This window comes from Rhodoplanes sp. Z2-YC6860 (assembly GCF_001579845.1).
GTDB lineage: Bacteria > Pseudomonadota > Alphaproteobacteria > Rhizobiales > Xanthobacteraceae > Z2-YC6860.
Map to the genome: position 1 here is coordinate 4,656,737 of NZ_CP007440.1, position 13,112 is coordinate 4,669,848.

Below are 13,112 nucleotides of genomic sequence, written 5' to 3' on the forward strand. Positions count from 1 at the left end.
CTGTTGAGGCGTGTCATCGCGCGCTGACGCGCGCAATCCAATCTCGTTCAACTCGAAAGCAACACCGAACCGCTTCGGTGAAAGGAAAGCCATGTCTCGAATTCGCCTGTCGATTGCCGCGCTGTTGGCCGCAGCCGCGGCATCACTCTCGAATATTCCTGTGTCGGCTCAAGGCACTTACCCCGACAAGCCGGTCCATCTGCTGGTCGGCCGTCCGCCGGGCGGCGTTGCCGACATCGCGGCGCGGGTCATCGGCCAGCATCTCTCCAGACGCTGGAAGGAACAGGTCGTCGTCGAGAACCGGCCTGGCGGCGGCGGTGTCATCGCCGTGCGGGCAACGTTACAGGCAGCCGCCGACGGCGCGTCTGTGCTCGTGGCCGCCGACTCCGATTTCACCATCAACCGTTTCGTCTTGAAGAGCTGGCAGCCGTCCTACGACACCGACATCGTTCCGATTGCCCGCCTGACGTTCAATCCTGTCGTGCTGGTCGCGCCGACCAAGGCGCCGTACAGCACGGTGCAGCAGCTCATCCAGGCGGCGAAGGCCGACCCGGGCGGCATCACCTTCGCAACGGCAGGCACCGGCTCGTCGCCGCACCTCGTCGGAGAATATTTCGGCTCGAAGGCCGGGATCGATATCCGGCATATCCCTTATAGCGGCGGTCCGGCCGCCGCTGCGGCCGCGGCCGGGGGCCATGTCGGCCTCGCGGTGATTGCCGTGTCGTCCGCAGCGCCGTTGGTGCAATCGGGCAACGTCAAGGTGATCGGACTGTCCACGAAATCGCGTCTGCCGTTCCTTCCGGACTGGCCGACGATTGCCGAAGGCGGCGTCCCCGACTTCGAAGCCAACATTTGGACCGGGCTGTTCATCAAGGCGGGAACCTCGGCCGCGGTGATCGAAAAGCTGCGGAACGATGTATGGGAGATTCTGGCTGATCCGGTCGCGGTTAAAGAACTGCAGGATGTCGGCGCAGTGCCGGCGCCGTTGTTTGCCAAGGAGTTCGAGACGGAGATCGCCCGCGACTCGGAGCGTAACGAAGCTTTGGTACGCCGGTTGAAAATCCTCACGGACTGAGCCGCTGCGCTGCCGTTTGCACCATGGATCCCCCCGAACACGCGAGCACAACTCCATGATGTTTGGTTCTCTGCCGGGAATCATCGCGGCCGTCGTCGCGCCTGCCGCTTCGGCCGAGCCGAATTGGTCACCTACCGGAGCCCGACCGAGTTCTACAGCGCAGAGCATCCAGGCCGCTGGACGGTCAAGAGAGACGAAAACGTCCCAGCGACCCGGCGGTTAATCCCTGATTAGGCGTGCCCATGACAATGACGAGCAGTTTGCGTTGGATCGGCCATAATTGAGATTGCGCTGCCTCGTCTGAACTGGCCGGCCAGAATGCCTTCCTCGCTGCGTTCCAATCACTTTATCCTGCAAGCATTCGACTGCGACTTGTGGTGCCCCATTGCGCAGACGCTGTTTCACGTCGCTGACATCGAGGCCCTTCGCGCGATCCTTGCGGGAGACGTGGACCACGATCCGGAGCTGCACCATCTCTACTATCCCGACGATGACCAGCTCGCAAAATTGGTCGCGCACCTCGGCGTCAAATTCGATCGTTCCGAGTTCAAGTCCACCGATCTCACCGTCGAACTTTTCCGATGGGAGCCCCTCAACGAAGCGCCATACCTGATCCACACGCGGTATGAGTTGCCGCTTCTCTTGGATGGCCGCAAAAAGCTCGCGCGCATGACGCACGCGTATCCACCCATGACGTTCGACGGCGAGCATCGATTCGATCAATGGGTGGACAAAGGCATGCTGCATCGGGAAGTCGTCATCGAGCCATTCGATGTTCCCGCCAAAGGGTATCTTGGCACGCGGACGGTCTTCTACACGCCGAAGGGCGAGGAATGGCGCATTCCCGCGCATAAGCTGATCTGGCGGGCATCCGCCAAAGGGTGGAACGAGACGTTCGAGCGGCTCGAGGGCATGCTGTTCGGCTATGAAGACTGGCAGTGCGATTGGTGGATCGATCACCTCTCGCAACGTGGCCGGCGCTGGCGACAAAACGCGCCGGTCGAATCCGAAACGCCGGCCGGTTGAATTTGCAGGCCTGGAGTCTTATCCCTGGCGCCATGACCATTCTCGCTATGGCCGAAAAGCCCCTGATGTCCTGGTCCCAGAACCGGGCGCAGGCCGCCAAAGCGGCGCCATTCCTGCCGATGAGCCGCGCCGAGATGACGGAACTCGGCTGGGATGCCTGCGACATCGTCTTGGTGACGGGCGACGCTTACGTCGACCATCCGAGCTTCGGCATGGCGATCATCGGCAGGCTGCTCGAGGCCCAGGGGTTCCGGGTCGGCATCATCGCGCAACCCGACTGGCAGTCGGCCGAGCCGTTCAAGGCGCTCGGCAAGCCGCGAGTGTTCTTCGGCGTCACCGGCGGCAACATGGACTCGATGGTCAACCGCTACACGGCGGACCGCAGGCTGCGCCACGACGACGCCTACACGCCCGGCGGTGAAGGCGGCCGGCGGCCTGACCGCTGCACCATCGTCTATGCCCAGCGCTGCCGTGAGGCGTTCAAGGATGTCCCGATCGTGCTCGGCGGCATCGAAGCCTCGCTGCGCCGGATCGCACATTACGACTATTGGTCCGAGAAGGTGCGCCGCTCGGCTCTCGCGGATGCCAAGGCCGATCTGCTGCTCTACGGCAATGCCGAGCGCGCCGTGGTCGAGGTGGCGCATCGGCTCGCCGCAGGCGAAGCGCCGCGCGACCTCGATTCCATCCGCGGCGTCGCGCTGTTCCGCAGCGTGCCCGATCACTACACGGAACTGCACGCCGACGATCTCGACTCCGCCGATGAGGGCGCGGGCCGCCACGGCGGCGACAACACCGTGATCCGACTGCCGTCATGCGAACAGGCCGAGCACGACAAAGAGGCCTACGCCCGCGCCTCGCGTGTGCTGCATCGGGAAAGCAACCCCGGCAATGCACGGGCACTCGTCCAGCGCCACGGCGATCGCGACCTGTGGCTGAACCCGCCGCCGATCCCGCTGACGTCGGAGGAGATGGACGCGGTCTACGACCTCCCCTACGCCCGCGCACCCCACCCGTCCTACGGCGACGCCAAGATCCCGGCCTGGGACATGATCAAGTTCTCGGTGACGATCATGCGCGGCTGCTTCGGCGGCTGCACGTTCTGCTCGATCACCGAGCACGAGGGTCGCATCATCCAGAACCGCTCGGAAGGTTCGATCCTGCGTGAGATCGAGCGCATCCGCGACAAGACGCCGGGATTCACCGGCGTCATCTCCGACATCGGCGGCCCGACCGCCAACATGTACCGGATGGCGTGCAAGGATCCAAAGGTCGAGGCGCTGTGCCGGCGGCCGTCCTGCGTGTTCCCCGACATCTGCCCGAACCTGAACACCTCGCACGACGATCTCATCAGGCTCTATCGCAAGGTCCGCGAGGTGCAAGGCGTCAAGAAGGTGATGGTCTCGTCCGGCGTGCGCTACGACCTCGCGGTGAAGAGCCCCGAATACGTCAAGGAGCTCGTCACGCACCATGTCGGCGGCTATCTGAAAATCGCGCCCGAGCACACCGAGCGCGGCCCGCTCGACAAGATGATGAAGCCGGGGATCGGCACCTACGACCGCTTCAAGGAAATGTTCGACGACGCCGTGCGGAAGGCCGGCAAGAAATACTTCCTGATCCCGTATTTCATCGCGGCGCATCCGGGCACGACCGACGAGGACATGATGAACCTCGCGGTCTGGCTGAAGAAGAACCGCTACCGCGCCGACCAGGTTCAGACCTTCCTGCCCTCGCCGATGGCGACCGCAACGGCCATGTATCACACCGGCGTCAACCCGCTGCGCGGTGTGCGACGCGGAGCCAGCGACAAGGTCGAGGCGATCCGGGGGCTGCGACAACGCCGGCTGCACAAGGCGTTCCTGCGCTATCACGACCCCGACAACTGGCCGCTGCTGCGCGACGCGCTGAAACAGATGGGCCGCGCCGACCTGATCGGCTCACGCCCCGACCAGCTCGTACCGGCCCATCAGCCTCCTGGCACCGGCAAGGCGTCTGCGACGCGACGCCCGATGGGCGGCGCCAAGGCGCAGCGCTTCACCACGAAGGGCGTGCCGCTCCGAAAGTGAACCCGCGCGCTGCCCTTTGACGTAAGCTGGGGCCAACGGCGGTCTACACAGACCGCTTTCGCTTCACTATCTTCATGATGTTTCTCGGCAATCAAGCCGCCGGTCTTTGCTGGACCCTGAAAGGAAACGATATGGCCACATCAACAGAACGCGCCATTCTCGCAGGCGGCTGCTTTTGGGGCATGCAGGATTTGATCCGCAAGATGCCCGGCGTGATTTCAACGCGCGTGGGTTACAGCGGTGGCGACGTTCCGAATGCGACTTATCGCAATCATGGCACGCATGCCGAGGCCATCGAGATCGTCTTTGATCCCGCGATCATGACCTACCGCGCGCTGCTCGAATTCTTCTTTCAGATTCACGACCCGACCACGCTCAACCGTCAGGGCAATGACCGGGGCACGAGCTATCGCTCCGGCATCTATTATCTGACGCCCGAACAGAGACGAATTGCCGAAGACACCATCGCCGATGTCGAGGCATCGAAGCTCTGGCCGGGCAAAGTCGTCACGGAAGTGGCGCCGGCTGGCCCGTTCTGGGAAGCGGAGCCGGAGCATCAGGATTATCTGGAGAGATATCCCGACGGCTACACGTGCCATTTCGTGCGGCCCAACTGGAAGCTGCCGCGCCGGGCGGAAGCAGCAAAGGCGAGCTGAGCCAAACCTTGCGAGGCCAAGCCTTGCCGCTGTCGAGGAGCGCAGCGTAACAATCCTCCGGTCAGTCAGCCCGGGCGCCTGAAAACTTGACGACCTTGCCCCACTTTTCCGTTTCTTCGGCAATCAGCTTGCCGAATTCGTCGGACGAGCCGGCAATCAGCACACAACCGAGATCATCGAACCTCGCCTTCATTCTGGGTTCCGCGAGCACCGCGTTGATCTCGCGGTTGAGCTGGTCGACGATCGGTTTTGGCGTCTGGCGCGGCGCGCCGAGACCGTACCACGCGGTGGCCTCGTAGCCTTTGACGAACTCGCCGATTGTTGGCAGGTCAGGAAGTGCGTCCAGCCGGCTCGCCGTGGTCACGGCAAGGCCGCGCACGCGCCCGGCACGGACGTGCTCGATGCACGAGGGCGTGGTCGAGAAATAGAACTGAACCTGGCCGGCGAGCAGATCGGTCAGGGCCGGCGCTGCGCCGCGATAAGGCACGTGCTGGAAATCCACGTCAGCCATCATCTTGAACAGTTCGCCCGCCAGATGCGGCGTTGCGCCGACACCCGACGACGCCATGTTGACCTTCTTCGGATTGGCGCGGATGTAGGCGATGAATTCGGGAAGCGTCGTCGCCGGAATCGAGAGATGCACGATCAGCACCATGGGCACGCTCGCGATGGCGCCCACCGGCGCGATGTCGCGCACGAAATCGAAATTCAATTTCGAATACAGAGCCGTGTTGATCGTGTTTGGCGCGCCGACGAAGAGCAGCGTGTATCCATCCGGCGCCGAGCGCACGACGTATTCGGTCGCGAGGTTCGTGCCAGCGCCAGGACGGGACTCGATGACAAAAGGCTGCCCGAGCCGCTCCGAAAGCGGCTGAGTCACAAGGCGGGATATGACATCCGTGGTGCCGCCAGCGGTGTATCCAAGCACCCAGCGCACCGGACGCGATGGATAGTCCTGCTGCGCCGATAAGTCTCGCGGCATCGCTGCCAGAGCCGCACCAGCGGCCACCTGGCGGAAAAACTGTCGTCGCGAATGGCTCATCCCGCTCATCGCACCTTGAACACCAGCTTGCCTTTGACGTGACGCGCCTCGCTCGCCCGCGTGGCTTCGACGGCTTCGGACAATCGATAGAGCGTGATCTCGGGCCGCCGTATGACCCCTGCCTGATAGAGCGCGGCAACGCGATCGAGATGTCGCCGGTCGCGGCCAGCGTAAGGCCGCAACGCCGTCACGTCGCTGCGCGTGGGCGTCGGCGCCGTCTTGCCGGACGCGATGAAAGCGGCGCGGCCGCCTGGCTTCAGGACCGAGAAGGAGCGCGTCGCCACGTCACCTCCCACGGTCTCGAGCACCGCATCGACATTGCTGACGGCTTTGGTGAAGTCGGTGGTGTTGTAGTCGATCACCTGATCGGCTCCGATGTCGCGCAGATAAGCTGCGTTCGCGGCGCTGGCCGTGGTGATGACGCGCGCGCCGAGATGCTTGGCGAGCTGGATGGCGAAACTGGCCATCCCGCCGGCGCCGCCCTGGATCAGGATCGTCTCGCCAGACTTCAGCTTCAGCGAGTCCTCCACCGAAACGAGCGCGGTGAGGCCGGTCAGCGCCAGAGCCGCGGCGTCGACATGCGACACGCCGTCTGGCTTCTTCGCCACGAGGGATGCCGCAATGAAAACCTTTTCGGCATAAGCCCCTTCCCGGCCCAGTTCCAGAACGCCAAACACTTCATCGCCGATGCGCAAATCCGTAACGCCAGTGCCCACCGCGCTCACCACGCCGGAGAAATCGCGTCCCAACACCAGCGGAAATTTCTGCGGACCGTGACGGCCGACACGGACCTTCCAATCCGCGCCGTTGACGCTTGCCGCAAATGCGTCGACGACAATCTGACCTGCCCCGGCCGACGGGTCGGGAAGATCGCCGTATTTCACGACCTCCGGCCCGCCGAATTGTTCGATGTAGGCAGCCTTCATGGCGAGTTGGTCCTCATGCCAAGACAACAGACAAGACAACAGAGTTGGGACGACAGCGTCGATAGAATTCGCGAAGGCAGCCGGATGTTACCCGACATTTCTCGGATTGCCAGAAACCGCATGAATGGGGCGGCGGCTGACCCGCGTTTCCGCCAAATCTGCTCTGTCAAATCCGACTTGTGCGGATTTTGGCATCTCATCTAGCATTGCGTCACCGTGCAGTTGCCCGGCCCCAGGCGGAGGCTCTCATGTCCGATCAGGCGTTCAAGGTTCAGAAGCTGTCCCAGCATATCGGCGCCGAAGTTCAGGGAATCGACCTGAGCCGTGAGATGGGCGGCGACGTCGCGCACGCGCTGCACGCCGCGTGGCTCGATCACGCGGTGCTTCTGTTCCGGGACCAGAAGCTATCCCAGGAAGACTTCCTGCGCGTCACCTCTTATTTCGGGACGCTCGCCAAGCTGACGCGGCCGGCCAAGTTCTTTCCGAAGGGATATTCGAGGCTGCTGCCCAACATCATGATGATTTCGAATATCAGGGAAAACGGCGAGACGATCGGCGCTCTGCCCGATGGGGAAATGCATTTCCATCACGACCAGATCCATTCGGAGATTCCGCACAACGGCACGCTGCTCTACTCCCTCGAAATTCCGACACACGGCGGAGACACCCTCTTCGCCAGCGGCTATGCGGCTTACGACGCGCTGGATCCGGAAACCAAAAAGGCCATCGACGGCAAGCGGGCGCACAATTTCTACAATTACGGCTCGACGCTGCGCGGCAAGGGCGGCGTCGAAGCGCACAGCGAAGCGGTCCACCCTGTCGTGCGAACCCACGAGGACACCGGCCGGAAGGCGCTGTACGTGAACCGCCTGATGACCCGCTCGATCGAAGGCATGCCTGAGCCACAGAGCGAAAAGCTGCTCGACAAGCTCTTCGAGCATTCCGAACGGCCGGAATTCGTCTATCGTCACAAGTGGCGCGTCGGCGATCTGCTGATCTGGGACAATCGTTGCTCCATGCACGCCAGGGACGATTTTCCGTCGGATCAAAGGCGCTTGATGCTGCGGACGACGGTGGAAGGCACCGTGCGGCCGTACTGAAATTCGCGCGGCCAACGCACAGATCAAGATTGAAAGAGGTGACACCGTGGCGACAGGCGGCCGAGCGCTCTATCTGTGTTGCCTCCTGATCGGCATGGCCGTCGCTCCAGGACCAGTGTCAGGACCGGCCTCGGCAGCCGACTACCCCAACCGCACGATCCGTCTCGTGATCGGGTTCACCGCCGGTGGTCCAACCGACATTCCTGCACGCTTCATCGCGGACCGGCTTTCGTCCCGCTTCGGTGTGCCGGTTGTTGTCGAGAACAAGCCGGGAGCTGGCGCGACGCTGGCGGTGGCCGAGGTTCTGAGCCGGCCGCGCGACGGATACGATCTGCTGGTCTGCAGCTACTTCGATCCGGTCAACACTCTGCTCTACCGCCGGAGCAAATATCAGATTTCCGATCTTCAGGGCATCAGCCTGATCACCAAGTACAGTTACGCGGTCGCTGTTTCCAACGCGGTGCCCGCCTCCAACATCCGCGAACTCATCGACTACGGCAAAGCCCACCCCAACGAGTTGAATTACGGCCTGCTCGGCGTCGCCTCGATGCAGAACATCCTCGCCAAGCAGTTGGAGAAGACGGAGGGGATGAAGATGACCGGCCTTCCGTTCAAAGGCTCCGCCGACTCGCTGCAGGAGCTGATTGCCGGCCGCGTCCACGTGGTGTTCGGCCCGCCGATTGCGGTTTTCCCTTTTTATGAAGCGAAACAGCTCAAGGTGCTCGCCGTCACCGGCGATGAGCGCCTGCCCTCCATGCCGACGGTTCCGACGCTGAAGGAAAGCGGCGTGCCGATCACGGCCTTTGGATGGCTGGGAATCTGCGGCAGTTCCGGCATTCCGGCGGACATCGTTGCGCAGCTCAACGAAGCTGTGCGCGGGATCGTCGACAGCCCCGAGTACCGGGACCTGGTGTTGAAATCCGGCTCCGTCCCCATCTCCTCCACGCCGCAGGAGTTCCAGGCGACGATTCAGAAATCGGCCGACGATGTGGCGCCGCTTGTGAAAGAGTTCGACATCCGGGTCGATTGAGCCCGGCCGTCGTCAGCCGCCCGTGCCTGGATTTGGCGAGAAATACTTCTCAAACTTGTCCGGAGTATCCTCCCACGCCTTGGCGTCCGGCGGAGCTTCCCTTTTCATCGCAATATTCGGCCACTGCTTCGCGTAGAGAGCATTGACGGCGAGCCACCGCTCCATCCCAGGATCCAATTCGGTCTTGATCGCGTCGAGCGGACACTCCGGCACGCAGACTCCGCAGCCGATACAGTCATCCGGGTTGATGACGAGCATGTTCTCGCCCTCGTGGAAGCAGTCGACCGGGCACACCTGAACGCAATCGGTGTATTTGCATTTAATGCAGCTCTCGTTGACGACGTGGATCATCGCTCCTCCGCGTGGCCGGCGTGGCGGGACAACTTGCGCTTGGCGCCCAATGGCGTTCTCGGCGCGATGACTTGGACAGCCGATCAAGTGAGGCGTACAACCTCAAGTATGGTTGAGGTCAAGCGGATTGATGCGCACGGTGACGAACGGAAAACCTGATCTGGGACTGAGCGTCGGAGAGACCGCAAGGCGAAGCGGTGTCGCCGTCTCGACTCTCCACTTCTACGAATCCAAGGGGCTGATCCGCAGCACGCGGACGGGTGGCAACCAGCGCCGCTACCCGCGCAGCATATTGCGCCGTATCGCCACCATCCGGGTGGCGCAGAAAGCCGGGATTCCGCTGGCCACGATCCAGGAGGCGCTTGCGTCGCTTCCCAAGGGGCGCACGCCCACCGGCGACGATTGGCGCAAGCTGTCGACACGATGGCGAGCAGAGCTCGACAGCCGCATTCAGCGACTGATCCAGCTGCGCGATCGGCTCAATGACTGCATCGGATGCGGATGCTTGTCGGTCACGACCTGTCCGCTGCGGAATCCGGAGGATGCGCTCGGACGGAAGGGCTCAGGCCCGCGGTTGCTGGAGCAGGAATGAGAGGGATACTCGACAAAGCTGGCTGCCGCTGCGCGAAGCGCTGAAACAGATCGAACGGCCCAGATCTGGTCCGCCCAGGCCCCGATCAACCCCTGCGCCATCAGCTCCCAGCGGCAAGGCTCCGGTGTGCACTGAGTGGTATATGGTGGCGGCAAGGCGCAGCCACCAAAATGGGCGGCTTGCCGAGCAAATGAACCAGTGCCGGGGCACCACCGAAGCTCTATCTGGCCGCAGCCGAACCGGGTTTCACGTCGCGATCACGTCCTTTGAGCCACGTTGAAAATCTGTCGTTTACCGTGCAGAGGACGGCTGTCCCGTCCACCGCCGGAACCTTCACAATTTGACAGGGGCCGCTGAGTTACCCATGTTCCGGCAGAGTCGGGCAACCCGAATATATCGGAATCCAGACGAAGAAATTCACTCAACCCATTGGTAATCAATGAAAGTTGTCGTTGTTGAATCGCCTGCCAAGGCCAAGACGATCAACAAGTACCTGGGCCCGGGCTACGAGGTCCTGGCCTCGTTCGGCCATGTTCGTGACCTTCCGGCCAAGGATGGTTCCGTCGATCCCGAGCAGGATTTCCGCATGCTCTGGGAGGTCGACGACAAGTCGAACAAGCGGCTCAATGACATCGCCAAGGCGGTCAAAGGCGCTGAGAAGCTGATCCTCGCCACCGACCCGGATCGCGAGGGTGAGGCGATCTCCTGGCACGTGCTCGAGGTGCTGAAACAGAAGCATGCGCTGAAGTCGCAGCCGGTCGAGCGCGTGGTGTTCAACGCCATCACCAAGCAGGCGGTGGCGGACGCCATGAAGAACCCGCGCCAGATCGACGCGGCGCTGGTCGATGCGTATCTCGCACGCCGCGCCCTCGATTACCTCGTGGGTTTCACCCTTTCGCCGGTGCTGTGGCGGAAGCTTCCGGGCGCCCGTTCGGCCGGCCGGGTGCAGTCGGTCGCGCTCAAGCTCGTCTCGGACCGTGAGCTCGAGATCGAGCGGTTCGTCGCTCGCGAATACTGGTCGCTGGTCGCGAAGCTCGCGACGCCGCGCAACGAAACCTTCGAGGCGCGCCTCGTCGGCGCCGACGGCAAGAAGATCCAGCGGCTCGATATCGGCTCCGGCCAGGAGGCTGAGGATTTCAAGAAGGCGCTGGAGACCGCGGCGTTCACGGTGCAGTCGGTCGAGGCCAAGCCCGCCCGGCGCAACCCCTACCCGCCTTTCATGACCTCGACCCTGCAGCAGGAGGCGAGCCGCAAGTTCGGCTTCGCGCCGGCGCACACCATGCGGCTGGCGCAGCGGCTCTACGAGGGCATCGACATCGGCGGCGAGACCACGGGTCTCATCACCTATATGCGTACCGACGGCGTCGACATCGCGCCGGAGGCGATCGCCTCGGCACGCAGCGTGATCGGGAAAGACTACGGCCCGCGCTATGTGCCGTCCTCGCCGCGCCAGTACGTCACGAAGTCGAAGAACGCGCAGGAGGCCCACGAGGCGATCCGCCCGACCGATCTCACCCGGCGTCCCGCCGACGTGCGGAAGCTTTTGGAGCCGGACCAGGCCAAGCTCTACGAGTTGATCTGGCTGCGCACCATCGCGAGCCAGATGGAATCTGCCGAGCTCGAGCGCACCACGGTCGACATCATCGCCAAGGTCGCGGCGCGCCTGCTGGAGCTGCGCGCCACCGGCACCGTGGTGAAGTTCGATGGCTTCCTCACGCTCTACAACGAGGATCAGGACGACAAGTCCGACGAGGAAGACGCAAACCGTCTGCCGGCGATGAGCACCGGCGAGGCGCTGCAGAAGCGCGAGATCCTGGCGAGCCAGCACTTCACCGAGCCGCCGCCGCGCTATTCGGAAGCCTCGCTCGTCAAGCGCATGGAAGAGCTCGGCATCGGCCGGCCTTCGACCTACGCATCGATCCTGCAGGTGCTGAAGGACCGCGGCTATGTACGGCTCGACAAGAAGCGGCTCATTCCGGAAGACAAAGGCCGGGTGCTGACCGCGTTCCTGGAGAACTTCTTCCAGAAGTACGTGGAATACGATTTCACCGCCAATCTCGAAGAGCAGCTCGACCTGATCTCCAACAACGAGCTGCCCTACAAGGACGTGCTCCGCGACTTCTGGCGCGACTTCATGGTCGCGATCAGCAGCATCAAAGATCTGCGCGTCGCGCAAGTGATCGACGCGCTCGACGAGGTGCTGGCCCCTCACCTGTTTCCGCCCAAGCCCGACGGCACCGACCCGCGCCAGTGCCCGAACTGCGGCACCGGCAAGATCGGGCTCAAGCTCGGCCGGTTCGGCGGCTTCATCGGCTGCTCGAACTATCCGGAGTGCAAGTACACAAGGCAGCTCACGGCAGGTCCCGATGGCGCCGGCGGCGGCATGCGCAAGCTCGGCGAGGATCCGGAGACCAAGCTCGAAGTCACCGTGCGCTCCGGCCGTTTCGGCAGCTATCTGCAATTGGGCGAGGCCACCAAGGACGAAGACGGCACGGCGGTGAAACCCAAACGGGCGAGCCTGCCCAAGGGTGTGTCGCCGGACGAGATCGATCTCGAGCGCGCCCTGAAGCTTCTCGCGCTGCCTCGTGTGGTCGGCAAGCATCCGGACGACGGCGAGGACATCATCGCCGGCGTGGGGCGCTTCGGGCCTTACGTCAAGCATGGCAAGACCTACGCCAACATCGGCGCGGACGAGGACATTCTGAACATCGGCCTCAACCGTGCCGTGACGCTGATCGAAGAGAAGAAGGCCAATCCGGGCAAGGGCCGGCGCGGCGCCGACCCTGGCAAGCAGCTCGGCGAGCATCCGCAGAAGGGCGGCATGATCGTCGCCAAGAACGGCCGCTACGGGCCTTACGTGAGCCACGACGGCGTCAACGCCAACCTGCCGAACGACAAGACGCCGGAGACCATCACGCTCGACGAGGCGGCGGCGTTAATCGACGCCCGCCCCCCGAAGAGCGGCGGGTCGAGCGCGCGGCGGAAGCGTCCGGCCCGTGGCGCGGCAACGGCCACCAAGGCGGCGGCGCCAAAGGCTGCTCCCAAGGCCAAGGCCGCACCGAAGACGACAGTCAAGGCGGAGCCCAAGGTAGCAGCGAAGCCGAAGAAGGCTGCTGCCGCCAGCACCGCCAAGGCGCCGAGCAAGTCCAAGAAGGCGAAGACTCCGAAAGCGGAGGCCGCTGAATAAGATTCCGGAACCGGGCGTGCTGGAAATTCGGCCGCCCGGTTCCTACATTGAAGACACCGGAGCG

Annotated in this window: 12 protein-coding genes; 8 read left to right on the top strand and 4 right to left on the bottom strand. The window is 63.4% G+C overall.

Annotated features, from left to right (window positions below):
* The first annotated feature begins 91 nt into the window (after nt 1–91).
* Nucleotides 92–1,075: a Bug family tripartite tricarboxylate transporter substrate binding protein gene (locus tag RHPLAN_RS21635; protein WP_084245315.1), complete on the top strand. Its 984-nt coding sequence runs from the start codon at nt 92–94 to the stop codon at nt 1,073–1,075.
* Nucleotides 1,076–1,294: 219 nt separating this feature from the next.
* Here the strand turns inward: RHPLAN_RS21635 and RHPLAN_RS40375 are convergent, their stop codons facing one another.
* Complete coding sequence (locus RHPLAN_RS40375) at nt 1,295–1,786, bottom strand: hypothetical protein (protein ID WP_210180567.1); 492 nt, start codon at nt 1,784–1,786, stop codon at nt 1,295–1,297.
* Between RHPLAN_RS40375 and RHPLAN_RS40380 the strand changes: the two genes are divergently transcribed.
* The 3 genes from RHPLAN_RS40380 to msrA all read left to right on the top strand — a co-directional run bounded on the left by RHPLAN_RS40380 (nt 1,766) and on the right by msrA (nt 4,820).
* Nucleotides 1,766–2,101, top strand: a complete 336-nt coding sequence (locus RHPLAN_RS40380; protein WP_210180568.1) for a hypothetical protein — start codon at nt 1,766–1,768, stop codon at nt 2,099–2,101. The genes RHPLAN_RS40375 and RHPLAN_RS40380 overlap by 21 nt on opposite strands.
* A 32-nt stretch (nt 2,102–2,133) precedes the next feature.
* Entirely contained in the window at nt 2,134–4,164 is a 2,031-nt protein-coding gene (locus RHPLAN_RS21645) for a YgiQ family radical SAM protein (RefSeq protein WP_068021783.1), read from the top strand.
* A gap of 131 nt (nt 4,165–4,295) precedes the next feature.
* Nucleotides 4,296–4,820: a peptide-methionine (S)-S-oxide reductase MsrA gene (msrA, locus tag RHPLAN_RS21650; RefSeq protein WP_068031641.1), complete on the top strand. Its 525-nt coding sequence runs from the start codon at nt 4,296–4,298 to the stop codon at nt 4,818–4,820.
* A 61-nt stretch (nt 4,821–4,881) separates the two neighbouring features.
* Here the strand turns inward: msrA and RHPLAN_RS21655 are convergent, their stop codons facing one another.
* Nucleotides 4,882–5,802, bottom strand: coding sequence for a Bug family tripartite tricarboxylate transporter substrate binding protein (locus tag RHPLAN_RS21655; RefSeq protein WP_237179883.1), 921 nt, complete (start codon nt 5,800–5,802; stop codon nt 4,882–4,884).
* A 65-nt stretch (nt 5,803–5,867) separates the two neighbouring features.
* Nucleotides 5,868–6,788, bottom strand: a complete 921-nt coding sequence (locus RHPLAN_RS21660) for an NADP-dependent oxidoreductase (protein WP_068021793.1) — start codon at nt 6,786–6,788, stop codon at nt 5,868–5,870.
* Nucleotides 6,789–6,967: 179 nt separating this feature from the next.
* Between RHPLAN_RS21660 and RHPLAN_RS21665 the strand changes: the two genes are divergently transcribed.
* Both RHPLAN_RS21665 and RHPLAN_RS21670 read left to right on the top strand, forming a co-directional pair.
* A complete protein-coding gene (locus RHPLAN_RS21665; RefSeq protein ID WP_157100400.1) occupies nt 6,968–7,888 on the top strand; it encodes a TauD/TfdA dioxygenase family protein in 921 nt (306 codons plus the stop codon).
* A 166-nt stretch (nt 7,889–8,054) separates the two neighbouring features.
* On the top strand, nt 8,055–8,918 hold the full coding sequence (locus tag RHPLAN_RS21670) for a Bug family tripartite tricarboxylate transporter substrate binding protein (protein ID WP_198164441.1): 864 nt from the start codon (nt 8,055–8,057) through the stop codon (nt 8,916–8,918).
* A gap of 12 nt (nt 8,919–8,930) precedes the next feature.
* Here RHPLAN_RS21670 and fdxA read toward each other — a convergent pair whose 3' ends face one another.
* On the bottom strand, nt 8,931–9,269 hold the full coding sequence (fdxA, locus tag RHPLAN_RS21675; protein WP_068021801.1) for a ferredoxin FdxA: 339 nt from the start codon (nt 9,267–9,269) through the stop codon (nt 8,931–8,933).
* 130 nt (nt 9,270–9,399) lie between these two features.
* On the opposite strand from fdxA, the gene soxR reads away from it, so the two are divergent.
* A complete protein-coding gene (soxR, locus tag RHPLAN_RS21680) occupies nt 9,400–9,861 on the top strand; it encodes a redox-sensitive transcriptional activator SoxR (RefSeq protein ID WP_068021803.1) in 462 nt (153 codons plus the stop codon).
* Between the two features lie 439 nt (nt 9,862–10,300).
* The gene (topA, locus tag RHPLAN_RS21685) at nt 10,301–13,048 is read left to right on the top strand and encodes a type I DNA topoisomerase (protein WP_068021804.1); all 2,748 of its coding nucleotides are present in this window, start codon (nt 10,301–10,303) and stop codon (nt 13,046–13,048) included.
* Nucleotides 13,049–13,112: the final 64 nt, after the last annotated feature.